This is a genomic window from Pseudomonas sp. S44 (assembly GCF_016624805.1).
Classification (GTDB): Bacteria; Pseudomonadota; Gammaproteobacteria; order Pseudomonadales; family Pseudomonadaceae; genus Aquipseudomonas; species Aquipseudomonas machongensis.
Genome location: NZ_JACVTY010000027.1, coordinates 42,614 through 66,861, shown reverse-complemented (window position 1 = coordinate 66,861; position 24,248 = coordinate 42,614). Strand labels below are relative to the sequence as shown.

Sequence of the window (24,248 nt, the reverse complement as noted above, 5' to 3'; positions counted from 1 at the left end):
TCGCCTTTCGGCACCGCCTACACCATTCCGCCAGTAAATGCTAGAATCCCCCGCCATCATGCGGCCATTCTCCTAGTCTTGGCCGAACATTCCTTCAAACAGTGCATCCCATGCTGAAGAAGCTGTTCCAGTCGTTCCGTCCTCCCATCAGTGGTCAGCACCACAGGCGCACCACGCCTGAAGTGATCAACAAGAGCCAGCACTCGCTGCAACGCAGCCAGTTCAGCCGCCACGCCGTGAGCATCGTCGAGCGCCTGCAGGGCGCCGGCTACCAGGCCTACCTGGTCGGCGGCTGCGTGCGCGACCTCCTGCTGGGCATTACCCCCAAGGATTTTGACGTCGCCACCAGCGCCACGCCCGAACAGGTGCGTGCCGAGTTCCGCAATGCCAGGATCATTGGCCGGCGCTTCAAGCTGGTCCACATCCATTTCGGCCGCGAAATCATCGAAGTCGCCACCTTCCGCGCCCATCACAGCGAAGATGACCAGGGGGACAGCCACCGTTCGTCGCACAACGCCAACGGGCGAATCCTGCGCGACAACGTCTACGGCACCCTCGAAGACGACGCCCAGCGTCGCGACTTCACCATCAACGCCCTGTACTACGATCCGGTCAGCGAGCGCATCCTGGACTATGCCAATGGCGTCCACGACATTCGCAATCGCCTGCTGCGCCTGATCGGCAACCCGACCCACCGCTACCAGGAAGACCCGGTGCGCATGCTGCGCGCGGTGCGTTTCGCCGCCAAGCTCGACTTCGGCATCGAGAAGCACACCGTCCAGCCAATCCGCGAATTGGCCAAGCTGCTGCGCGAAATCCCGCCGGCGCGCCTGTTCGAGGAAGTGCTCAAGCTGTTCCTGTCGGGCCAGGGGGCAATCGCCTTCGAGATGCTGGTCGACCTGGACCTGTTCGAGCCCCTGTTCCCGGCCAGCGCCCATGCCCTGGATGAGCGCCCGACCTACACACACACCCTGATCAGCCAGGCTCTGGCCAACACCGACCTGCGCGTCAAGCAGGGCAAACCGGTGACCCCGGCCTTCCTGTTCGCCGCACTGCTGTGGCCTGCCCTGCCGGCACGCGCACTGTACCTGCAAAGCCAGGGCGTACCGCCGATCCCGGCGATGAACGAAGCCGCCCACGACCTGATCGCCGAACAGTGCCAGCGCATTGCTATTCCCAAGCGCTTCACCCTGCCGATCCGCGAAATCTGGGACATGCAGGAACGCCTGCCACGGCGCAGCGGCAAACGTGCCGACATGCTGCTGGACAACCCGCGTTTCCGCGCCGGCTACGACTTCCTGCTGCTGCGCGAAAGTGCCGGCGAAGAAACCGATGATCTGGGCCAATGGTGGACCGACTACCAGGACGCCCACGACAGCGAACGCCGCGACATGATCCGCGAGCTGGGTAGCCGTGACGAAGGCTCGGGGCCAGCCCCGCGCAAACGCAAGCGCAGCAACAGCAAGCGCAAGAGCGGTGGTGGCGACGAGGCCTTCGACTGAGCATGCCGGTACGCGCCTATATTGGCCTGGGCAGCAACCTCGACGCCCCCGCCGAGCAACTGCGCAGCGCCCTCCAGGCGCTGGATCAGATCGCCGGGACGCGCCTGGTGGCCACTTCGTCGTTGTACACCAGTGACTCCCTGCTGCCCGGCCAGCCGCGCTACACCAATGCGGTCGCTGCCCTGGACACCGAGCTGGCACCGCTGGCGTTGCTCGATGCCCTGCAGGGTATCGAGAACGACCAGGGTCGGGTGCGCAAGGAGCGCTGGGGCCCGCGCACACTTGACCTGGATGTACTGCTGTTCGGCGATCAGCTCATCGATGTGCCACGCCTGAAAGTGCCGCATTACCACCTGCATGCCCGCCCCTTCGTGCTTTATCCACTGGCCGAACTGGTCCCTGACGACTTCCATCTGGCAGACGGCCGCAGCCTCGCGCAACTGCTCCAGGACTGCCCGTTCGTCGGGCTGGAACGCTTGTAATCCGGGCGTTTCAGCCATCGGTAACGCCAGTAACACCCTGATCGTAACAATGCGGTAACAGGGTGATTGACTTCCCCCCCATCGCTCACGACTATAGGCGTCCCGCGGCGCCCGTATGCCGCATCACACCCATTTAGGCCCGGACAGCCCTGTGACCGAACATCACGCACGATGATGTGCCGCTCCGGAAGATGAATACACGCGTTGTACGCAGTCGTTTTTCACAGCGCCTGAACGAGGATTTCGCTACATGCCTGAAGTAACCCTGACCACCCTGCATGGCCTGAAGGCCAAGGGTGAGAAAATCACCATGCTGACCTGCTATGACGCCACCTTCGCCAAGGCCGCCAGCCAGGCCGGCGTCGAGGTGCTGCTGGTTGGCGATTCGCTCGGCATGGTCCTGCAGGGCCATGACAGCACCCTGCCCGTCACCACCGACGACATGGCCTACCACACCGCCTGCGTCAAACGCGGCAACGACGGTGCGCTGATCCTGGCCGACCTGCCCTTCATGGCCCATGCCACGCTCGAGCAGTCGTTCGCCAACTGCGCCAAGCTGATGCGCGCCGGTGCGCACATGATCAAGGTCGAAGGTGCCGCCTGGCTGGGCGAAACCATCCGTCTGCTGGCCGACCGCGGCGTGCCGGTGTGCGCGCACATGGGCCTGACCCCGCAGACCGTCAACGTGCTCGGTGGCTACAAGGTCCAGGGGCGCCAGGAAGGCCAGGCGCAACAGATGCGCGCCGATGCCATCGCCCTCGAGCAGGCTGGCGCCGCCATGCTGCTGCTCGAATGCGTGCCCAGCGAGCTGGCCACGGAGATTTCCCAGGCGGTGAGCATTCCAGTGATGGGTATCGGTGCCGGCAGTGGTACCGACGGTCAGGTACTGGTGCTGCACGACATGCTGGGCCTGTCGCTCAGCGGCCGCGTGCCGAAATTCGTGAAGAACTTCATGGCTGGCCAGCCCGATATCCAGAGCGCCCTGGCTGCCTACGTCAAGCAGGTCAAGGACGTGAGCTTCCCAGCACCTGAGCACGGGTTCAGCGCATGAATACCGTCAAGACTGTCCGCGAACTGCGCGCCGCCGTAGCGCGCGCCCGTGGCGAAGGCAAGCGGATCGCCTTCGTCCCGACCATGGGCAACCTGCACAGCGGCCATGCCGCGCTGGTGACCAAGGCCGCCCAGCGCGCCGACTTCGTGGTGGCCAGCATTTTCGTCAACCCGCTGCAGTTCGGCGCAGGCGAAGACCTCGACAAATACCCACGCACCCTCGCCGCCGACCAGGAAACCCTGTTGCAGGCCGGTTGCCATCTGCTGTTCGCGCCCACGGTCGAAGAGATGTACCCCGACGGCATGACCGTGCAGACGCGGGTGAGCGTGCCACAACTGTCCGAAGGCCTGTGCGGCGCCAGCCGCCCCGGGCACTTCGTGGGTGTGGCGACGGTGGTCAGCAAGCTGTTCAACATGGTCCAGCCGGATCTGGCCGTGTTTGGCGAGAAAGACTACCAGCAGTTGGCGGTCATCCGCGCCATGGTGCGTGACCTGAACATGCCAATCCAGATCATCGGTGAGCCGACCGTGCGGGCTGAAGACGGATTGGCGCTGTCTTCGCGCAACGGTTATCTCAACGCTGAGCAACGCGCTGCAGCACCTGCGCTGTACCAGGCGCTGGGCCAACTGGCCGATGGTATTCGTCGCGGGCGACGCGACTTCGCGGCATTGCTCGACGAGGGCCAGGCCAAACTGGTGGCCGCCGGGTTCCGCCCGGACTACCTGGAAGTGCGTCATGCACTGACCCTGAAGCCTGCGCAACCGGACGATCGCGACCTGGTGATTCTGGGGGCGGCGTATCAGGGAAGCACGCGGTTGATCGACAACCTCTACCTGCATCTGGACGAGCCTTCGGCGTAATCCAGACCGGCCTCTTCGCAGCACTACGTGCGAGGAGGCCGCAACTGTCTTACCTTGTCCCGAAACCCCGCAAAAATTTCATCCTCCTCCTGCCCCTGCCCATTCCCGCCGCCTGGCCAATGCCTATAATGGGCCTCTCCTGCAACTGGCAAAGACTGCCAGTGTCAAAGCCTGACCATGCCCGAAGGAAACCATCCGCAATGGCGTATTACCGCACTCCCCACGATGTGACGGCCCTGCCCGCCTGGCAGGCGCTCCAGCAGCACCGCGATGCCATGCAGGGATTCAGCATGCGCGACGCCTTCGCAGCCGACCCCAAGCGCTTCGAGCAATTCTCGCTCAGCAGCTGCGGCCTTTTTCTCGATTACTCGAAGAACCTGATCAACGAAAAGACCCGCGAATTGCTGGTCGAACTGGCCCAGGAAGTCGGCCTGGCTGATGCGATCAAGTCGATGTTCAGCGGCGAGATCATCAACGGCTCCGAGGGCCGTCCGGTACTGCACACCGCCCTGCGCCGCCCGGTTGGCGACAAGCTCAGCGTGGGTGGCGTCAACGTGATGCCCGAAGTGCACAAGGTCCTCAACCAGATCACCGAACTGGTCGGCCGCATCCACGACGGCCTGTGGCGCGGCTACAGCGAAAAACCGATCACCGACGTGGTCAACATCGGCATCGGCGGCTCCTTCCTCGGCCCCGAACTGGTTTCCGAGGCCCTGCTGCCCTACGCCCAGCGCGGCGTGCGCTGCCACTACCTGGCCAACATCGACGGCAGCGAGTTCCACGAACTGTCAGCCAACCTGCGCGCCGAAACCACCCTGTTCATCGTTTCGTCGAAGTCGTTCAACACCCTCGAAACCCTGAAGAACGCCATGGCGGCACGCACCTGGTACCTCGCCCAGGGCGGCTCTGAAGCCGAGCTCTATCGCCACTTCATCGCAGTCTCCAGCAACAAGGCCGCCGCCGTGGCCTTCGGCATTCGTGAAGAAAACATCTTCCCGATGTGGGATTGGGTGGGCGGGCGCTATTCGCTGTGGTCGGCCATTGGCCTGCCGATCGCCCTGGCCATTGGTACTGCCAACTTCAAGGAGCTGCTCTCCGGCGCCTACACCATGGACCAGCATTTCCAGACCGCCCCGTTCGAGAAGAACATGCCGGTCCTGCTGGCCCTGCTCGGCGTTTGGTACGGCAACTTCTGGAATGCCAGCAGCCACGCGATCCTGCCGTATGACCACTACCTGCGTAACATCACCAAGCACCTGCAACAGCTGGACATGGAGTCCAACGGCAAGAGCGTTTTGACCGACGGTTCCCCGGTGAAAACCGAGACCGGCCCGGTGATCTGGGGTGGCGTTGGCTGCAACGGTCAGCACGCCTATCACCAGTTGTTGCATCAAGGCACCCAGATGATTCCGGCCGACTTCATCGTGCCGGTGGTGAGCTTCAACCCGGTGGCCGACCATCACCAGTGGCTGTATGCCAACTGCCTGTCGCAGAGCCAAGCGCTGATGCTCGGCAAGACTCGCGAGGAAGCCGAGACCGAGCTGCGCGCCAAAGGCCTGAACGAAGCAGATATCGAAAAGCTGGCACCGCACAAGGTGATTCCGGGCAACCGCCCGAGCAACACCCTGGTGGTCGAGCGCATCAGCCCACGCCGCCTTGGCGCGCTGGTGGCGATGTACGAGCACAAGGTCTTCGTGCAGAGCGTGGTCTGGGGCATCAACGCCTTCGACCAGTGGGGCGTGGAGCTGGGCAAGGAGCTGGGCAAGGGCGTCTACCAGCGTCTGGTCGGCAGCCTGGAAGACAGCGCCGAAGATGGCTCGACCCAAGGGCTGATCAACTACTTCCGCGGACGTCATCGCGGTTGACCTGAACGCTGAATTCGCGGGCGAGCCCGCTCCTGCAGGCCCTTGTAGGAGCGGGCTCGCCCGCGAAGAGGCCAGCACAGGTTGAACAACAGTTCCAGCTACACTGTCCATCGAATAGCCGTTGAAGTCCCTCCGACAAGAGCAGGACCACCCGCCATGTTCGATATCCGCGACTACCCCCAGGCCCTGTCTGTCAGCCAGGCCGCCGAACTCTCCGACGCAGATTACCGCCGCCTCTACCGCCAGTCGGTGGACGATCCCGATACCTTCTGGGCCGAGCAGGCCAAACGCCTGGACTGGATCAAGCCCTGGTCGAGCGTGCAACAGTGCGACCTCAAGACCGGCACCGCACGCTGGTTCGATGGCGCCCAGCTCAACGTCAGTTACAACTGCATCGACCGCCATCTCGACAAACGTGGCGACCAGACCGCCCTGCTCTGGGAAGGCGACGACCCGAAAGACGCCAGACCGATCACCTACCGCGAACTGCATCGCCAGGTCTGCCGCCTGGCCAACGCCCTGAAAGCCCGTGGCGTGAAGAAAGGCGACCGGGTCTGCATCTACATGCCGATGATCCCCGAGGCCGCCTACGCCATGCTCGCCTGCACGCGGATCGGCGCCATTCACTCGGTGGTGTTCGGCGGTTTCTCCCCCGATGCCCTGCGCGACCGCATCCTCGATGCCGACTGCCGCACGGTGATCACCGCCGACGAGGGCGTGCGCGGCGGCAAGCGTATCCCGCTCAAGCAGAACGTCGACAAAGCCCTGGCCAATTGCCCGGATGTCAGCAGTGTGCTGGTGGTCAAGCGCACCGGGGGCGATGTGGTCTGGAGCGAAGGACGCGACCTCTGGTACCACGAGGCCACCGAGCACGCTGGCGACGACTGCGCCCCCGAACCGATGGCCGCCGAAGACCCGTTGTTCATCCTCTACACCTCAGGCAGCACTGGCAAACCCAAGGGCGTGTTGCACAGCACGGCGGGCTACCTGTTGCAGGCAACGATGACGTTCAAGGTGGTGTTCGACTACCGCGACGGCGAAGTCTTCTGGTGCACCGCCGACGTCGGCTGGGTCACTGGCCACAGCTACATCGTCTATGGCCCGCTGGCCAACGGTGCCATCTCGCTGATGTTCGAAGGCGTGCCCAACTACCCGGATATCTCGCGTTTCTGGCAGGTGGTCGACAAGCATCAGGTGAACATCTTCTACACCGCGCCCACGGCCCTGCGCGCCTTGATGCGCGAAGGCAACGCACCGTTGCAGGGTACCTCGCGCAAGAGCCTGCGGCTGCTCGGCAGCGTCGGCGAGCCGATCAACCCTGAAGCCTGGGAATGGTATTTCGAAGCCGTGGGGCAAAAGCGCTGCCCCATCGTCGACACCTGGTGGCAGACCGAGACCGGCGGCATCATGCTCACCCCTCTGCCCGGCACACCACGGCTGAAGCCCGGCTGTGCCACGCAACCGATGTTCGGTGTACAACCGGTGCTGCTGGACGAAAAAGGCAAACCGATCGAAGGCCCTGGTGCCGGGCTGCTGGCGATCAAGGCCAGTTGGCCAGGGCAGATCCGTAGCGTCTATGGTGATCACCAGCGTATGGTCGATACCTACTTCAAACCCATGCCCGGCTACTACTTCACCGGCGATGGCGCACGCCGCGATGCTGACGGCGACTACTGGATCACCGGGCGTATCGACGATGTGATCAACGTATCCGGCCATCGCATCGGCACCGCCGAGGTGGAGAGTGCGCTAGTCCTGCACGACAAGGTCGCCGAAGCTGCGGTGGTCGGCTACCCCCACGACCTCAAGGGCCAGGGCGTGTATGCCTTCGTCACCACGATGAATGGCATCACCGCGGACGATGCGCTCAAGGCCGAGCTGCTGGCGCTGGTCAGTAAGGAGATCGGCAGCTTCGCCAAACCCGAGCTGATCCAGTGGGCACCGGCCTTGCCCAAGACCCGCTCCGGCAAGATCATGCGGCGTATACTGCGCAAGATCGCCTGCAACGAGCTGGATAACCTCGGCGATACCTCGACCCTCGCCGACCCCAGCGTGGTCCAGGGCCTCATCGACACACGCCTCAACCACTAGACGGCCGCCAGGCGGCCAGTACAGGTCGCCATGGAAGCCTTACGTCGCCGCATCGAAACCCAGGTCATGAGCCTCACCGGGCTGGCCCTCGGCCAGCTCGACCTGGAGTCCCCAAAGGGTGACCCGGGCCTGTTCGGCCCGCAAAGCGTCAGCTGGCAAGTACATGGTGATTTCCCCAGCATGCTGATCGGCGGCATCAGCGCATTGATGCTGCAACTGCTGCATCCACTGGCACTGGCCGGGGTCTGGGATCACTCGAATTTTCGCGAAGACCTGCTCGGCCGTCTGCGCCGCACCAGTCAGTTCATCTCCGGTACGACCTTCGGCTCGACGCGAGATGCCGAATGGTTGATCGACAAGGTCCGCAGCATCCACCTCAAGGTGGTCGGCACCGCTCCCGACGGACGCCATTACGCGGCCAGCGACCCGGACCTGCTGACCTGGGTGCACGTGGCGGAGGTCAGCAATTTTCTCGCCGCCCACCTGCGCTACTGCAACCCACGGCTGCCAGTGGCTGACCAGGATGCCTACTACGACGAGATCGCCTTGATCGCTGAACGCCTGGGCGCCCGCAACGTCCCGCGTTCATGTCGTCAGGTAGACGACTATCTGCAGCACATGCGCCCACAACTGCAGTGCGATGCCCGCAGCCTGGAGGTGGTCGGCATACTGCTCGAAGCCCCGGCGCCCAGCCGGCTGGCAGAGCCCGTGGGCAAGCTGATGCTGCACGCGGGCATCGACTTGCTGCCCGATTGGGCCAGCGCCCTGCTCGGTCTGCACCAAGGCCCCCTGCAGCGTCGCATGGTGCGCCTGGGCGTGGAGCGTACAGCGCCCGTGTTGCGATGGGCCATGCGCGACGGTTCGGCGCACCGCGCCCGGCGGCGGATGGGCTTGCTCTAAGAGTTCTCCGATGTATCGGAACTGATTTGACGTGCCATACTCCAAGCACCTCCGCTCGAGACAGACGACGCCGCACATGCCCAAAGGATTGAATCGCGCCATTGGCGCCTTGCTGGCCATCGTGGCCCTGTACAGCCTGCTTGGCTTCTTCATTCTTCCCGGTGTGGGCCTGCGCATCGCCAACCAGCAACTGGCGCAGTACGCCACCGTGCCGGCGCACCTGCAGCGTATCGAGTTCAACCCGTTCAGCCTTGAGCTGACGTTGTGGGGCCTGCAGATCGGCGAGCCGGGCAAGGAGCAGGTGGCCTTCGAACGCCTCTACGCCAACCTCTCCCTCGACAGCCTATGGAGCGGCGCCCTGCACCTGGACGCGGTAGAGCTGGACAAGCCGCGCACCGAGCTGCTGTTCGCCAAGGACGGCAGCCTCAACCTCAGTCAGCTGTTCAAGCTGCCGCCGAGCGAGCCGAAACCGGACGAGCCGCCGAGCGATCCGTTCCCGCTGCGGATCGCCAGCATCAAGCTCAACGAAGGCTACCTGCACTTCCAGGACCTGCGCCCGAGCGAACCCATCGAGTTCCTCTATGACTCGATGAACCTCGAACTGAAGAACCTCAGCACCTTGCCGGACGACAGCGCCGACATGACGCTGGTCGCCAACGGCCCCAATGGCGGACGTATCGACTGGAGCGGCAACCTGAGCCTGTCGCCCATCACCTCCGAAGGCACGCTGAAGATCACCGACAGCAAGATGAAGCTGTTCTGGCCTTACGTACGTGATGCTGTACCGCTGGTGCTGGAAGACGGCGTCCTCAGCCTCGATACCCACTACAAACTGAACCTGTCCAAGGAAACCGAGCTGCTGCTCGATAACGCCTCCGTGCGCGTCGCGCCCTTCGCCATCAAGGCGCCCGATGGCCGCCCACTGGCGCGCCTGGCCAGCCTTGAGGTCAGCGAAACCTCCATCGACCTGGCCAAGCAGCTGGTGACCGTCGGCAAGATCCGTAGCGAAAAACTCGAAACCTGGGCAGCCCTCGAACGTGACGGTCAGCTCGACTGGCAGAAACTCTTCGCCAGTCAGCCCGCCAAAGCCACCCCCAAGGAAAAGGCCGAGCCCGCCACCGCAGCGCCGCCCCCCGAGGAAAACGCCGCCAAGCAGCCCAGCAAACCCTGGCAGGTTCTGCTCAAGGATGTTCAGGCACGCAACTACATGATTCACCTGGCCGACCGCAGCCAGAAAGAGCCCGTGGCACTCGATGTCGGGCCGCTCAACCTGGACATGCAAGGCTTTGACAGCCTCAACAAGTCGCCCTTCACGCTCAAGCTCGACACCGGCGTGGGCCGCCAAGGCAAGCTGCAGGCTGCCGGCCAGGTCAACCTGGCACCGGTCACCGCCAAGCTGGACGTCAGTACCCGCGACATCGACCTGCGCGTAGCCCAGGCCTACATCAGCCCGTTCATTCGCCTGGAGCTGCGCAGCGGCATGCTCGCCAGCGATCTCAAGGTCGACCTCAAGGGCACCGAGCCACTGGCCTTCAGCGTGGCGGGCAAGGCCCAGGTCAACCAGTTGCACACCCTCGACACGATCAAGGGGCGCGACTTCGTGAAATGGCAGCAGGTGAACGTCGATGGGCTGTCCTATGTGCACGGCGACGCCCTTTCGATCGACAAGGTCACCCTGTTGCAGCCCTACGCGCGCTTCATCATCAACGAAGACCGCACCACCAGTGTCGACGACCTTCTCATCCCGCAACCTGCTGACGCACCAACCGCCAGCCAAGCGAAACCGGCCACAGCCAGCAATGAAAAGCCGCTGGGCATCCGAATCGGCCAGATCGATATCAACGATGGCTCGGCCAACTTCGCCGACCTGACATTGACGCCCAACTTCGCCACCGCCGTACAGCAGTTGAACGGCCAGATCGGCACCATCGACAACCGCAAGCCGCTCCCGGCGAAAGTGGACGTCAAAGGCAAGGTCGATCGCTACGCGCCGGTGACCATCAAGGGCGCATTGAATCCGTTCGACCCGATGGCCAGCCTCGACATCGCCACCAGCTTCAAGCGCGTCGAACTGACCACCCTGACGCCCTACTCCGGCAAGTTCGCCGGGTTCCGCATCCGCAAGGGACGTCTGAATCTCGACCTGCACTATGTGATCACAAAGGGCCAGCTCAAGGCCGAGAACAAGGTCGTGGTGGAGCAACTGCAACTGGGTGAAAAAGTCGACAGCCCCGATGCCGTCGACCTGCCTATTCGCCTCGCTGTCGCGTTGCTCAAGGATACCGAGGGCAAGATCTCCATCGAGCTGCCTGTCACGGGCGATCTCAACAACCCGCAGTTCAGCGTCATGCCGATCGTCTGGCAAACCCTGCGCAACCTGGTGCTGCGTGCGGCGCAGGCGCCGTTCAAGTTCATCGGCGGATTGATTGCCGGTGGCGGTTCGGAGGATCTGGGCAACGTATCCTTCGCTCCCGGCTCCAGCGATCTCAGCAGCGAGGCCCAGTCGGCCCTGGACAAACTGGCCTCGGCCCTGCAACAGCGGCCGGAACTGCGCCTGGAGATCGAAGGGACCAGCGCACAGAGCAGCGACGGCCCATTGATCGCCCAACAGCGTCTGGAACGCGAATACCAGGCGACCTGGTACAAGATTCTGCAGCGGCGCGGTGACAAGGTACCGGCCAATGCCTCGATGCTGGTGATCGACGACAGCGACAAGCCGGCCATGCTCGAGGGCATCTACCGCACCCGTCTCAAGCAGCAGCCACCTGCAGAATGGGAAAAGCTCAGCCGCGAAGAGCGCACCACCAAGCTGCGCGAGGCAGTGATCAAATCCTGGGCCGAAAGCGCGGCCTTGCTGCGCAACCTCGGCCAGGACCGGGCGAGCAGCATCAAGGACTACCTGGTAGACAAGGGCAAGCTGGAGGATGACCGGGTGTACTTCATCGACACTACCTTGGGTCAGGCCGAGAGCGACGGGCGAGTAATCACACCGATGCATCTGGACGCAGAGTAATCCCTGAACACTTTCAGACGCGCAAAGAGAAAGCCCCGGCAGATGCCGGGGCTTTCTCTTTGGGTGGCCAGATCCTTCTGACCGGCGGGACAATCCTTATTCGGTTTTCAGCGCTTCAGCAGTTACGTCTTTCACGCCTTTGATCTTCTTGGTGATGTTCACCGCGGTTTCTTTCTGCGATGGGGTGACCTTCGTGTCCGAAGACAGGGAGACAACACCGTGGCTGGTTTCAACCTTGATATCGCTGCCTGGGATGCCTTTTTCGGTCAGCAGATCAGCCTTGACCTTGGTGGTGATCCAGGTGTCCGAGGTTTCTTGCTTGGCATCGGCCACCGGTTGGTTGGAAGCCAGCATCACTGGAGCTTGGGTAGCCTCTGCGGCGAATGCGCCGTTAGCCATCGACAGAGTCAGGGCGGTAGCAGTAGCGGCAGCAATGGCAAACTTCTTCATGTGGGTCACTCCTGTTTATTCGAAAGATCTGCGCCGTGGTTCCTGGCTGCAGGTATGAAGGTAGTTGCAGGGGCTGTGCCAGTTTTTCCGCTTCGCTTGATTCCTTTAAAAACAAAGAGTTACGGCATTTCACTTGTCAGGGGAATCGTGCAATTTGCAAGCCCGGCGAAAAACCTGCATGCAAGATGCAAGTCCAACAGGTTTTTCTGCGCGCATAAAAAAGGACCTCCGAGGAGGTCCTTTTTCAGTCATTGCCGATAAGGCTTAGACACCCGATGCCTTGGCAGCGGCGACGTCCTTGATCGACAGCTTGATACGGCCGCGGTTGTCCACGTCCAGTACCAGTACTTCGACTTCCTGGCCTTCTTTCAGCACGTCGGTGACCTTCTCTACACGCGCATCGCTGAGCATGGAGATGTGCACCAGACCGTCCTTGCCAGGCAGGATGTTGACGAAGGCGCCGAAGTCGACGATACGCTCGACCTTGCCGACGTAGATCTTGCCGATCTCGGCTTCTGCGGTGATACCCAGGATGCGCTGCTTGGCAGCATCTGCCGCTTCCTTGGTTTCGCCGAAGATCTTGATCGAGCCGTCGTCTTCGATGTCGATCGAAGCCTTGGTCTCTTCACAGATGGCGCGGATGGTGGCGCCGCCTTTACCGATGACGTCACGGATCTTGTCGGTGTCGATCTTCATCGCGATCATGGTCGGGGCGTTGGCCGACAGCTCGGTACGCGACTGACCGATGATCTGGTTCATCTGGCCGAGGATGTTCAGGCGAGCTTCCAGGGCCTGGCCCAGGGCGATCTCCATGATCTCTTCGGTGATGCCGTTGATCTTGATGTCCATCTGCAGCGCGGTGACGCCTTTGGCGGTACCGGCAACCTTGAAGTCCATGTCGCCCAGGTGGTCTTCGTCACCGAGGATGTCGGTCAGGATCGCGAACTTCTCGCCTTCCTTGACCAGGCCCATGGCGATACCGGCAACCGGCGCTTTCATCGGAACGCCAGCGTCCATCAGAGCCAGGGAAGCACCGCAGACCGAAGCCATGGAGCTCGAACCGTTGGATTCGGTGATTTCCGAAACGACGCGGATGGTGTACGGGAACACGTCAGCGGCAGGCAGCATGGCCTGAACCGAGCGACGAGCCAGACGGCCGTGACCGATCTCGCGACGGCCAGCACCGCCCATGCGACCACATTCGCCTACCGAGAACGGCGGGAAGTTGTAGTGCAGCATGAAGGGGTCTTTCTTCTCGCCTTCGAGAGTGTCCAGCAGCTGGGCGTCACGGGCGGTGCCGAGGGTGGCAACGACCAGGGCCTGGGTTTCACCACGGGTGAACAGTGCCGAACCGTGGGTCTTGGGCAGAACACCGACTTCGATGTTCAGCGGACGTACGGTCTTGGTGTCGCGACCGTCGATACGCGGCTTGCCGTTGACGATGTTTTCGCGAACGGTGCGGTACTCGATTTCGCCGAAGATGTCTTTGACTTCGCTCGCCGATGGCTGGCCTTCCTCACCGGAGAACTTGGCGACGGCCTGGTCGCGCAGCTCGCCCAGACGCGCGTAGCGGTCGGCCTTGACGGTGATGGTGTAGCCCTGGGATACGGCTTCACCGAACTCGGCGCGAATAGCGTCGAACAGTGCAGTGTTGGCAACGGCTGGTTTCCAGTCCCAGGTTGGTTTGCCGGCTTCGGCGGCCAGTTCCTTGACGGCCTTGATCACAGCCTGGAACTCGTCGTGGGCGAACAGCACGGCGCCCAGCATCTGGTCTTCGGTCAGCTCCTGGGCTTCCGATTCGACCATCAGTACGGCGTCGGAGGTACCGGCAACGACCATGTCCAGGCTCGAGGCAGCCAGTTGCTCGTAGGTCGGGTTAAGCAGGTAGCCGGTGCTTTCATGGAAGGCAACGCGGGCGGCGCCGATCGGGCCTTCGAACGGAATGCCGGAGATGGCCAGGGCAGCCGAGGTACCGATCATCGCAGCGATGTCCGGATCGGTCTTCTTGCTGGTGGAAACCACGGTGCAGACGACCTGCACTTCGTTCATGAAACCTTCAGGGAAGAGCGGGCGGATCGGACGGTCGATCAGACGCGAGGTCAGGGTTTCTTTCTCGGAAGGACGGCCTTCACGCTTGAAGAAACCGCCAGGGATCTTGCCAGCGGCGTAGGTCTTTTCCTGATAGTGCACGGACAGCGGGAAGAAGCCCTTGCCTGGATCGGCTTGCTTGGCACCGACCACGGTCACCAGCACGGTGACATCGTTGTCGACGGTGACCAGCACGGCGCCGGTGGCCTGACGGGCAATGCGGCCCGTTTCGAGAGTGACGGTCGATTGACCGAACTGGAACGTCTTGATTACCGGGTTCACGGTTTCCTACCTTTTCAGTGGCTCTTGGGGGAACTGGGAAAACTGGGATCTTGCGAATTCTTGGGCGGAAGGGAGTGTCGACTCCGTTGACCGTCCAGATACAACACGAGGCTGGGAGCCTGGGCGTCTTGCGAAAAATTCGCTCAACGGCATCAGGCTGCCAACCTCGGAGATACGCGTGGCGTGTCCAAGGGTAGCGCTGACAAGCAGCGCTCCCCAAGCATGCGACACGCCATGCACACCACTGGCCAGTCCGCTATTAGCGACGCAGGCCCAGGCGACCGATCAGGGCGCTGTAACGAGTGGTGTCTTTGCCCTTCAGGTAATCCAGCAGCTTACGACGCTGGTTGACCATACGGATGAGACCACGACGGGAGTGGTGGTCTTTTTCGTTGGCCTTGAAGTGGCCTTGCAGCTTGTTGATGTTGGCGGTCAGCAGAGCAACCTGCACTTCCGGGCTACCGGTATCGCCGGCGGCTTGCTGGTAATCGGCAACGATCTGAGCTTTTTCTTCGACGCTGAGGGCCATTTGGCTTCTCCTGATAAACGGATCCCGCAAGCGGGGTCCAATAGGCCAGGGACTTGAATCCCTGTATTAATAAAAAGAGGTATGACCGTGCCTACTGACAGCCATCCTCGGTTCCCCAGCGCACGACCGAAGCCCTGCCCTGTGGTTTCGGTCATTCCGACCGAATCAGCCGACGCGGCGCAATGCGCCCGTCTTCGCTCACTTCACCGATACCGATGAAGCGACCATTGTGATCCTGTACCCGGACCATGCCGAACTGCGGCGCGTCCGGTGCTCGCACTGCCTGACCGTGCAGCCAGTAGAACGCGCTGTGCTCGGACAACAGTACCAGCGGCCAGTCCTGCAGCCCGCTGTCGGACGGCATGAGGAAGCGATCGAGTGCTTCGTTGCCGCCTTCGGCATGGGCCTGCTCGAGCTCCTCGAGCGTCACGGTCTGTGCCAGGGCGAAAGGCCCGGCCTGGGTGCGACGCAATTCTGCGACATAGGCACCACAGCCCAGCACCTCACCGATATCCTCGACCAACGTGCGGATATAGGTGCCTTTGCTGCAGCCGACCGAGAGGCGCGCACGGGTGCCTTCGCACTCGAGCAACTCCAAGCGGTTAATAGTAACAGAACGCGCCTCGCGCTCCACTACCTCTCCTGCACGCGCCAACTTGTAAAGCGGCTGGCCGTCACGCTTGAGCGCCGAGTACATCGGCGGCACCTGGCGGATTTCACCTCGAAAACGCGGGATCGCGGCTTCGATATCGGCGCGACCAACGGTCACCTCACGGGTCTGCAGCACCTCGCCTTCGGCGTCCGCGGTGCTGGTAGTCTGCCCCAGCTGCATGACGGTTTCGTAGCCCTTGTCGGAATCGAGCAAGTACTGCGAAAACTTGGTCGCCTCACCGAAGCACAGCGGCAAAACACCGGTGGCCAGTGGGTCGAGGCTGCCGGTATGGCCGGCCTTTTCTGCATTGAGCAGCCAGCGGACCTTCTGCAACGCTGCATTGGAGGTGAACCCCAAGGGCTTGTCGAGCAGGATGATACCGCTGACGTTACGACGGATACGTTTGACCTGGGCCACCGCTTACTCCTTGGTGTCCAGCTCGTCGGCATCCTTGTGCAGGCGATCTTCGGCCACCGCACGTTCGATCAGTGCCGAGAGGTGAACACCCCGGCTGACACTTTCATCGAAGTGGAAATGCAGTTGTGGAACGCTGCGCAGTTGCATCGCCCGCCCGAGGTGCAGACGCAGGAAACTGGCGGCACTGTTGAGCGCCTTCAGGGTCTGGGGGACGGCGTCGGCGTCATCCTGGCCCATCACCGTGATGAAGACCTTGGCGTGACCGAGATCACGACTGACGTCGACCGCGGTGATGGTCACCAGGCCCACACGTGGATCCTTGACTTCACGGCGGATCAGCTCGGCCAGCTCGCGCTGCATCTGGTCGCCGATGCGTTGGGTACGGCTATATTCTTTTGCCATTTTTGCTACCTGTATCTTAAAGCGGCAAACGCCCGGTCAGGCGGGTGTGCCTGACCGGGCGTTACCTTCAGAGGCCCAGCCAGCCGCCTTGCGACGGGGCCTGGGCCGCGCCCATCCCTTACAGGGTACGGGCAACCTGGACTTTCTCGAAGACTTCGATCTTGTCGCCGACCTTGACGTCGTTGTAGCTCTTGACGCCGATACCGCATTCCATGCCGTTACGCACTTCGGCGGCGTCGTCCTTGAAGCGACGCAGCGATTCCAGCTCGCCTTCGAAGATCACAACGTCCTCGCGCAGTACGCGGATCGGACGGTTGCGGTACACGGTACCTTCGATGACCATACAGCCAGCGATGGCGCCGAACTTCGGCGAACGGAACACATCACGCACTTCGGCGACACCCAGGATGTTCTCGCGAACATCGCTGCCGAGCATGCCGGTCAGTGCTTTCTTGACGTCTTCGATGATGTCGTAGATCACGTTGTAGTAACGCATATCCAGACCTTCCTGCTCGACGATCTTGCGCGCGCCGGCATCGGCACGCACGTTGAAGCCGAACAGTACTGCATTCGAAGCCAGCGCCAGGTTGGCATCGCTCTCGGTGATACCACCGACGCCGCCACCGATGACACGCACCTGAACTTCGTCGTTGCCCAGGCTGCCGAGCGAGCCCTGGAGTGCTTCCAGAGAGCCGCGCACGTCGGTCTTGAGGACGATGTTGAGGGTCTTCTTCTCTTCCTGACCCATGGTCTCGAAGATGTTTTCCAGCTTGCCGGCGTGAGCACGGGCCAGCTTGACCTCGCGGTACTTGCCTTGACGGAACAGGGCGACTTCACGTGCCTTCTTCTCGTCAGCGACCACGGACAGCTCGTCACCGGCTTCCGGAGTACCATCCAGGCCGAGGATCTCGACCGGGATCGACGGGCCGGCTTCCTTCACAGGCTTGCCGTTCTCGTCGAGCATGGCACGTACGCGGCCATAATTGGAGCCAACCAGAACCATGTCGCCCTGACGCAGCGTACCGTCCTGAACCAGGATGGTGGCTACCGGACCGCGGCCCTTGTCCAGACGCGACTCGACGACAACGCCACGACCAGGTGCGGTCGGGGTAGCGGTCAGTTCGAGAATCTCGGCCTGCAGCAGGACGGCCTCGAGGAGTTCGTCGACACCGGTACCCATCTTCGCCGAAACCTTGACGAACGGAGTGTCACCACCCCAGTCCTCGGAGGTCACGCCTTCGACGGCCAGTTCGTTGCGGATGCGATCGAGGTCGGCACCCGGCTTGTCGATCTTGTTCACCGCGACCACCAGCGGAACACCAGCAGCTTTCGCATGCTGAACGGCCTCACGGGTCTGTGGCATCACGCCGTCGTCCGCCGCCACCACCAGGATGACGATGTCGGTCGCCTTGGCACCGCGGGCACGCATTTGGGTAAACGCAGCGTGGCCCGGAGTATCGAGGAAGGTGACCATGCCGCGGTCGGTTTCCACGTGGTAGGCACCGATGTGCTGGGTGATACCACCGGCTTCGCCAGCGGCGACCTTGGCACGACGGATGTAGTCGAGCAGCGAGGTCTTGCCGTGGTCGACGTGGCCCATGACGGTCACGACCGGCGCGCGGGACTCGACTTCACCTTCGAACTTCAGCGATTCGGCCAGGGAGTCTTCCAGGGCGGTATCGCTGACCAGGGTGACCTTGTGGCCCAGCTCTTCGGCGACCAACTGAGCGGTCTCCTGGTCAAGCACCTGGTTGATGGTGACCGGAGTACCCAGCTTGAACATGAACTTGACGACTTCGGCAGCCTTGACCGACATCTGCTGAGCCAGCTCGGAGACGGTGATGGTCTCGCCGATGCTGACATCACGGATGACCGGACCAGTCGGGCTCTGGAAGCCGTGCTGGTTGCGCTTCTTCAGTTTGCTCTTGCCGCCACGGCCACGACGCGCGCCATCGCTCTCTTCGTCAGTGGTGCGCGGTGCAGCGCGCGGAGTCGGAGCTTTTTCCTTCTCCTTGACCTTGACCTTGATCGAAACGCGAGGGGCTTCGCCACGACGTTCGCCACCAGCGCCACGACGATCGTCGTCACGGGTGCGGTTTTCGTTGCGACGGTTCTCGTCCTTCTTGCGCTCGGCGGCACGTGCGGCGGCGTCATCGGACACCGGGGCATCAGCCACTACAGGCTCGGCAGCAGCCGGAGCCGGCTCGGCACGTGGCGCAGGCGCCACAACCGGAGCTTCGGCGGCCTGACGGCGAGCCTGCTCTTCGTTACGCTGGCGAGTCTCGGCCTCGACCTTCTCACGCGCAGCATTCTCAGCGGCACGGCGCTCTTCAGCCTCACGCTTCTGCTCGGCCTGGATCTCTTCCGGGCTGCGCTGCACGAATACTTTCTTCTTGCGTACTTCTACGCTGATGCTCTTGCTACCGGCGACACGCAGGGTGCTGGTGGTCTTGCGCTGCAAGGTAATCTTGCGTGGCTCTTCCGCCTTGCTCTTGTGGCTGCTCTTCAGATGAGTCAGCAGAACCTGCTTCTCATTGTCGGTCACTACCTGACCGGCGTCGGTGTGCGGCAGACCTGCCTCACGCATCTGCTGCAGCAGGCGCTCTACCGGTGCCTCGACCTCTTGGGCCAGTTCTTTCACCGTGACTTGCGTCATGCACTTCTCTCCTCAGGCCGCGCCTAATTACTCGAACCAGTGGGCTCGGGCGGCCATGATCAACTTGCCGGCACGCTCTTCGTCGATGCCGTCGATGTCGAGCAGGTCGTCGATCGACTGCTCGGCCAGGTCTTCGCGGTTAACCACGCCGCGCACCGCCAGTTCCGCCGCCAGATCCTTGTCCATGCCCTCGAGGGAGAGCAGGTCTTCGGCCGGATGGGCGTCTGCCAGTTTTTCTTCGGTAGCGATGGCTTTGGTCAACAAACGGTCCTTGGCACGAGCACGCAACTCGTTGACGATTTCCTCGTCGAAGCCATCGATGTTGAGCATTTCTTCCAACGGTACGTAAGCAATTTCTTCGAGGCTGGTGAAGCCTTCGTCGACCAGCACCTGTGCCAGCTCTTCGTCGACTTCCAGTTCCTCGATGAAGTTACGCAGGATGTCACCTGTTTCAGCTTGCTGCTTGGCCTGGATATCCTTCTCGGTCATCACGTTCAGGGTCCAGCCAGTCAGCTGACTGGCCAGGCGAACGTTCTGACCGCCGCGGCCGATGGCCTGCGCCAGGTTGTCCTCGGCAACGGCGATGTCCATTGCGTGGGCATCCTCGTCAACGATGATCGCCGCGACTTCGGCCGGCGACATGGCGTTGATGACGAACTGCGCCGGGTTCTCGTCCCACAGGACGATATCCACACGCTCACCACCCAACTCACCGGAGACTGCCTGGACGCGCGAACCCCGCATGCCGATGCAGGCGCCTTGAGGATCGATACGCTTGTCCTTGGAACGCACGGCGATCTTGGCACGCGAACCCGGATCACGGGATGCTGCCATCACCTCGATCAGGCCCTCGGCGATTTCCGGCACTTCGATGCGGAACAGCTCGATCAGCATCTGCGGTGCGGTACGCGACAGGATCAACTGCGGGCCACGGTTCTCGGTGCGAATTTCCTTGAGCAGTGCACGCAGGCGCACACCGACGCGGAAAGTCTCACGCGGGATGATGTCTTCGCGAGCCAGCAGCGCCTCGGCATTGTTGCCCAGGTCGACGATGACGTTGTCGCGAGTGACCTTCTTGACGGTGCCGGAGATGATCTCGCCGACACGCTCGCGGTAGGCGTCGACCACTTGGGCGCGCTCGGCCTCGCGAACCTTCTGCACGATGACCTGCTTCGCAGTCTGGGCGGCGATACGACCGAACTCGATGGACTCGATCTTCTCCTCGATCACGTCGCCAATCTTGGCGTCCGGATGAGAGTCCTTGATCTTGTCCAGCCAGGTTTCGATCGCCGGATCGTCCAGGTCGTTTTCGTCGACCACGGTCCAGCGACGGAAGGTCTCGTAGCTACCGGTGTGGCGGTTGATTTCCACACGCAGATCGACTTCGTCTTCAAAACGTTTTTTGGTTGCAGTAGCCAGGGCCACTTCCAGCGCTTCGAAAATGACGCCGGGTGGTACACCCTTTTCGTTGGATACCGATTCAACAACCAGCAGTACTTCTTTGCTCATCGTACGCCTCGCCTTGCGCAAGCCATTAGGCCCGGAATGTCCGCCGGGCCCGGCACGTCTCAGTCAAAACTGGGAATAATATTGGCCTTGTCGATCGAGTCGATCGGCAGCAGGAATTCGTTGGTATCCACCTGGATCACCACGTCCTGATCCTCCACACCGCGGAGAAGGCCCTGGAAGTTACGACGACCCTCGAAGGGCGTACGCAGCTTGATCTTCACTTGCTCGCCCGCATGCGAAGCAAACTGTTCCAGTGTGAACAGCGGGCGATCCATGCCTGGAGAGGACACCTCGAGGGTGTATTCACTGCTGATCGGATCTTCCACATCAAGAATGGCGCTGGCCTGACGGCTGACCGCTTCGCAGTCGTCCACCAGGATGCCGTCTTCCTTGTCGATATAGATGCGTAGTACCGAATGCTTACCCTGGGAAACGTATTCGATCCCCCAGCACTGATAGCCCAGACCCTCGACAACCGGGGCCAACAAGGCCTGCAACTGTTCTAGCTTGCTCGACACCTGAACCCCCTCGTGCATGCTGTGCAAATAAAAAATGGGCGAAGCGCCCATCCCTGAAAGCGCCGTTGAACAACGACGCGAAGAACTGTTCAGCTAGCAAAAAGCCCCTGAAAAGGGGCTCCGCTGAAGCTGGTTGCGGGGGCTGGATTTGAACCAACGACCTTCGGGTTATGAGCCCGACGAGCTACCAAGCTGCTCCACCCCGCGACAAAGCTGGGGCGAAAGTATAAGACCGAACCCTGTGCAGGGTCAATCCGACCTCCACCTGCAAGAAAGCCCGCTAAAGCGGGCTCTCATGCTTCAATTGGTACCGAGAAGGGGACTCGAACCCCTACACCCTATGGGCACAACCACCTCAAGGTTGCGTGTCTACCAATTCCACCACCTCGGCAATATTACATCTTGAAACCCGTTACTTCTGCTCTTCGGTAGGAGGAGGGACGTCACCTTTTGGGGCGGCTTCACTCTTCTGTTCCTGGAGCACCGGTACATCATCATTTACTGCCGGCTTTTGCTCTTTAACTTCCAGCACTGCTGGATCTGGCAAACCGGCTTGAGTCAGCTGGTGTGCCTGCTGCTTGGCGAAGTATCCTAACCCAAGTGCAGTCAAAAAGAAAGTGGCGGCAAGTATAGCAGTAAATTTACTCAGGAAGGTAGCAGAACCTTGGCTTCCGAACACAGTATTTGAAGCACCTGCGCCGAAAGATGCACCTGCTTCCGCACCTTTACCCTGTTGCATCAGAACCAGCGCTACCAGCGCCAGTGCAGCCAACAGATGAAAAACAACTACGACTGTTTCCAGCATATGTTCAGTTTCCTGCGGCGCGACAAATTGCACCGAATTCGTCTGCGTTCAGGGATGCTCCACCAATGAGCCCCCCATCAATATCCGGCATGCCGAACAGTTCGGCCGCATTGGCCGCCTTCACGCTACCGCCGTAGAGAAGTTGCACATTCGCTGCAACTTCGGCGTCCAGCGCCTTCAGCTGCGCACGGATGGCAGCGTGCACATCCTGGGCTTGCTGAGGCGAGGCCGTCAAACCAGTGCCAATGGCCCATACAGGCTCATAGGCAATTACTGCATTGGCAAAAGCCTTGATACCGAATGCATCGATAACACTGCTTAGTTGACGCCCGACAACTTCGAGCGTCTTGCCAGCCTCGCGTTCCTCGAGGGTTTCCCCTACGCAGAGCACCGGCTTCAAACCACTTGCCTGTGCGGCTGCAAACTTGCGATTCAGCACTTCGTCCGTTTCACCAATAATCTGGCGACGCTCCGAATGGCCAATCAACACCAACTTGCAACCGACTTCAGCCAACTGACTAGGTGCAACTTCACCTGTCAGCGCACCCTGTTCGGGCTGTACTGCAGAATTCTGTGCTCCAACGATGATTCCCTTGCCGCTCAACTCATCAATGACTTGATTGATGAACAGCGACGGCGGAAACACCGCAACTTCGACACCACCAGGAAGAACCAGATTACTCAGGCTCAGGCTCAGCTCAGCGACGCTGGCGCGGGTACCGTGCATCTTCCAGTTACCAGCTACCATGGGGCGACGCATGCTCTACCTCGTCGGTCAAAGTGGGCGCAGATCTTACCCAACCAGAATCGCGCTGGCAAGCGTCTTTCAGGCACAAACTTCTGCAACGACCTTGGCCAAGGCTTCGGCGTGGCCGCGCACCTGACTTTCGTCGTCCCCCTCGACCATCACCCGCAGCAGCGGCTCGGTCCCGGACTTGCGCAGCAGCACACGGCCACGGCCAGCCATCGCCTCGGTGACCTTGGCGCTGGCTTCCTGCACGGCAGGATTTTCCAGCGGATCGGCACTACCGGCGGCATAACGGACATTGATCAGTACCTGCGGGCATTTGCGAATCGCCTGACGTGCCTGGGCAAGGTTTTCGCCACGACGCTTGAGCGCCATCAACACCTGCAGTGCCGCAATGATCGCGTCGCCTGTGGTGGTGTGGTTGCAGCACACCACATGGCCGGAGTTCTCACCACCGAGCAGCCATTCGCGTTCAAGCAGCTCGGCCATGACATAGCGGTCACCGACCTTGGCGCGTGCGAATGGAATGTCGAGGTCCTTGAGCGCCAGCTCCAGGCCCAAGTTACTCATGAGCGTGCCAACTACCCCGCCCTGCAGCTTGCCTCGCTCCTGGAGGTCGCGGGCAATGATGAACAGCAACTCGTCACCGTCGACGATCGCTCCCGTATGATCGACCATCAGCACCCGGTCGCCATCGCCATCGAAGGCGATACCCAGGTCGGCATGCCCCACCAGCACGGCAGCCTGCAGCGACTCGATATGCGTGGAACCACAGCCCTCGTTGATGTTCAAGCCATCAGGCTGGGCATGCAGTACAGTGACATCCGCACCCAATTCGCGGAACACGCTCGGAGCGACCTTGTAGGTGGCACCATGGGCGCAATCGACGACCAGCTTGAGGCCAGCGAAATCAGTGCTGCTGGGCACGCTGCTCTTGCAGAACTCGATGTAGCGACCGGCAGCGTCGTTGATGCGAGAAACCTTGCCCAGTTTGCTCGACTCGACCACATTCATCGGCTGATCGAGCAGTTCCTCGATCATCAGCTCGACCTCGTCTGGCAGCTTGGTGCCGTTGCCCGAGAAGAACTTGATGCCGTTGTCATCATGCGGATTGTGCGAAGCACTGATGACGATACCCGCTTCAGCATGGAAGGTGCGAGTCAGGTAGGCGATGGCCGGGGTCGGCATCGGCCCGAGGAGCATCACGTCAGCGCCGGCAGCCGAGAGGCCAGCCTCCAGAGCCGACTCGAACATGTAGCCGGAGATACGGGTATCCTTGCCCACCAGAACGCGGCAATTGCCCTGCTTGCGGAAGGCCATGCCCGCCGCCCAGCCGAGCTTCAGCATGAAGTCGGGAGTAATTGGATATTCGCCAACGCGACCACGGATACCATCGGTACCAAAGTATTTTCTGCTCATAGAAACTCC

General features: G+C 61.6%; 19 protein-coding genes and 2 tRNA genes. 8 read left to right on the top strand and 13 right to left on the bottom strand.

The window, feature by feature from the left end:
• Positions 1-110: 110 nt before the first annotated feature.
• The 8 genes from IAE40_RS19315 (at position 111) to IAE40_RS19280 (ending at position 11,764) form a co-directional block, all read left to right on the top strand.
• On the top strand, positions 111-1,502 hold the full coding sequence (locus tag IAE40_RS19315; protein ID WP_065861593.1) for a polynucleotide adenylyltransferase PcnB: 1,392 nt from the start codon (positions 111-113) through the stop codon (positions 1,500-1,502).
• Between the two features lie 2 nt (positions 1,503-1,504).
• Positions 1,505-1,984, top strand: a complete 480-nt coding sequence (gene folK / locus IAE40_RS19310; protein ID WP_153774511.1) for a 2-amino-4-hydroxy-6-hydroxymethyldihydropteridine diphosphokinase — start codon at positions 1,505-1,507, stop codon at positions 1,982-1,984.
• Between the two features lie 250 nt (positions 1,985-2,234).
• Positions 2,235-3,035 (top strand): 3-methyl-2-oxobutanoate hydroxymethyltransferase, encoded by an 801-nt coding sequence (gene panB / locus IAE40_RS19305; protein WP_200603707.1) that lies wholly within the window; start codon positions 2,235-2,237, stop codon positions 3,033-3,035.
• Positions 3,032-3,895, top strand: a complete 864-nt coding sequence (gene panC, locus IAE40_RS19300) for a pantoate--beta-alanine ligase (protein WP_200603706.1) — start codon at positions 3,032-3,034, stop codon at positions 3,893-3,895. The genes panB and panC overlap by 4 nt, the downstream gene beginning before the upstream one ends.
• A gap of 200 nt (positions 3,896-4,095) precedes the next feature.
• Complete coding sequence (gene pgi, locus IAE40_RS19295) at positions 4,096-5,760, top strand: glucose-6-phosphate isomerase (protein ID WP_112897274.1); 1,665 nt, start codon at positions 4,096-4,098, stop codon at positions 5,758-5,760.
• Positions 5,761-5,916: 156 nt separating this feature from the next.
• The gene (gene acs, locus IAE40_RS19290; RefSeq protein WP_200603705.1) at positions 5,917-7,851 is read left to right on the top strand and encodes an acetate--CoA ligase; all 1,935 of its coding nucleotides are present in this window, start codon (positions 5,917-5,919) and stop codon (positions 7,849-7,851) included.
• A gap of 30 nt (positions 7,852-7,881) precedes the next feature.
• Entirely contained in the window at positions 7,882-8,751 is an 870-nt protein-coding gene (locus IAE40_RS19285; RefSeq protein ID WP_200603704.1) for an oxygenase MpaB family protein, read from the top strand.
• Between the two features lie 31 nt (positions 8,752-8,782).
• A complete protein-coding gene (locus IAE40_RS19280) occupies positions 8,783-11,764 on the top strand; it encodes a DUF748 domain-containing protein (RefSeq protein WP_442798133.1) in 2,982 nt (993 codons plus the stop codon).
• A 96-nt stretch (positions 11,765-11,860) separates the two neighbouring features.
• Here the strand turns inward: IAE40_RS19280 and IAE40_RS19275 are convergent, their stop codons facing one another.
• The 13 genes from IAE40_RS19275 to glmM form a co-directional block, all read right to left on the bottom strand.
• A complete protein-coding gene (locus IAE40_RS19275) occupies positions 11,861-12,214 on the bottom strand; it encodes a BON domain-containing protein (RefSeq protein ID WP_054892607.1) in 354 nt (117 codons plus the stop codon).
• A 264-nt stretch (positions 12,215-12,478) separates the two neighbouring features.
• On the bottom strand, positions 12,479-14,584 hold the full coding sequence (gene pnp / locus IAE40_RS19270) for a polyribonucleotide nucleotidyltransferase (protein ID WP_065861582.1): 2,106 nt from the start codon (positions 14,582-14,584) through the stop codon (positions 12,479-12,481).
• Between the two features lie 259 nt (positions 14,585-14,843).
• Positions 14,844-15,113, bottom strand: coding sequence for a 30S ribosomal protein S15 (gene rpsO, locus IAE40_RS19265; RefSeq protein WP_029613930.1), 270 nt, complete (start codon positions 15,111-15,113; stop codon positions 14,844-14,846).
• A gap of 151 nt (positions 15,114-15,264) precedes the next feature.
• Positions 15,265-16,182 (bottom strand): tRNA pseudouridine(55) synthase TruB, encoded by a 918-nt coding sequence (truB, locus tag IAE40_RS19260; protein WP_065861581.1) that lies wholly within the window; start codon positions 16,180-16,182, stop codon positions 15,265-15,267.
• 3 nt (positions 16,183-16,185) lie between these two features.
• Positions 16,186-16,584, bottom strand: coding sequence for a 30S ribosome-binding factor RbfA (gene rbfA / locus IAE40_RS19255; protein ID WP_054892610.1), 399 nt, complete (start codon positions 16,582-16,584; stop codon positions 16,186-16,188).
• Positions 16,585-16,702: 118 nt separating this feature from the next.
• Entirely contained in the window at positions 16,703-19,240 is a 2,538-nt protein-coding gene (infB, locus tag IAE40_RS19250; RefSeq protein WP_153774504.1) for a translation initiation factor IF-2, read from the bottom strand.
• A gap of 27 nt (positions 19,241-19,267) precedes the next feature.
• Positions 19,268-20,749, bottom strand: a complete 1,482-nt coding sequence (gene nusA, locus IAE40_RS19245) for a transcription termination factor NusA (protein ID WP_054892612.1) — start codon at positions 20,747-20,749, stop codon at positions 19,268-19,270.
• A 59-nt stretch (positions 20,750-20,808) separates the two neighbouring features.
• Complete coding sequence (gene rimP / locus IAE40_RS19240) at positions 20,809-21,267, bottom strand: ribosome maturation factor RimP (RefSeq protein ID WP_054892673.1); 459 nt, start codon at positions 21,265-21,267, stop codon at positions 20,809-20,811.
• 130 nt (positions 21,268-21,397) lie between these two features.
• A tRNA-Met gene (locus IAE40_RS19235) sits at positions 21,398-21,474 on the bottom strand.
• A gap of 98 nt (positions 21,475-21,572) precedes the next feature.
• Positions 21,573-21,658, bottom strand: a tRNA-Leu gene (locus tag IAE40_RS19230).
• A 21-nt stretch (positions 21,659-21,679) separates the two neighbouring features.
• Positions 21,680-22,072 (bottom strand): preprotein translocase subunit SecG, encoded by a 393-nt coding sequence (gene secG / locus IAE40_RS19225; protein WP_054892613.1) that lies wholly within the window; start codon positions 22,070-22,072, stop codon positions 21,680-21,682.
• A gap of 4 nt (positions 22,073-22,076) precedes the next feature.
• Complete coding sequence (gene tpiA, locus IAE40_RS19220; RefSeq protein WP_153774503.1) at positions 22,077-22,832, bottom strand: triose-phosphate isomerase; 756 nt, start codon at positions 22,830-22,832, stop codon at positions 22,077-22,079.
• Between the two features lie 66 nt (positions 22,833-22,898).
• Positions 22,899-24,239 carry a phosphoglucosamine mutase gene (glmM, locus tag IAE40_RS19215; RefSeq protein WP_054892615.1) on the bottom strand — a complete coding sequence of 447 codons (1,341 nt, stop codon included), beginning with the start codon at positions 24,237-24,239 and terminating at the stop codon, positions 22,899-22,901.
• Between the last annotated feature and the right edge of the window lie 9 nt (positions 24,240-24,248).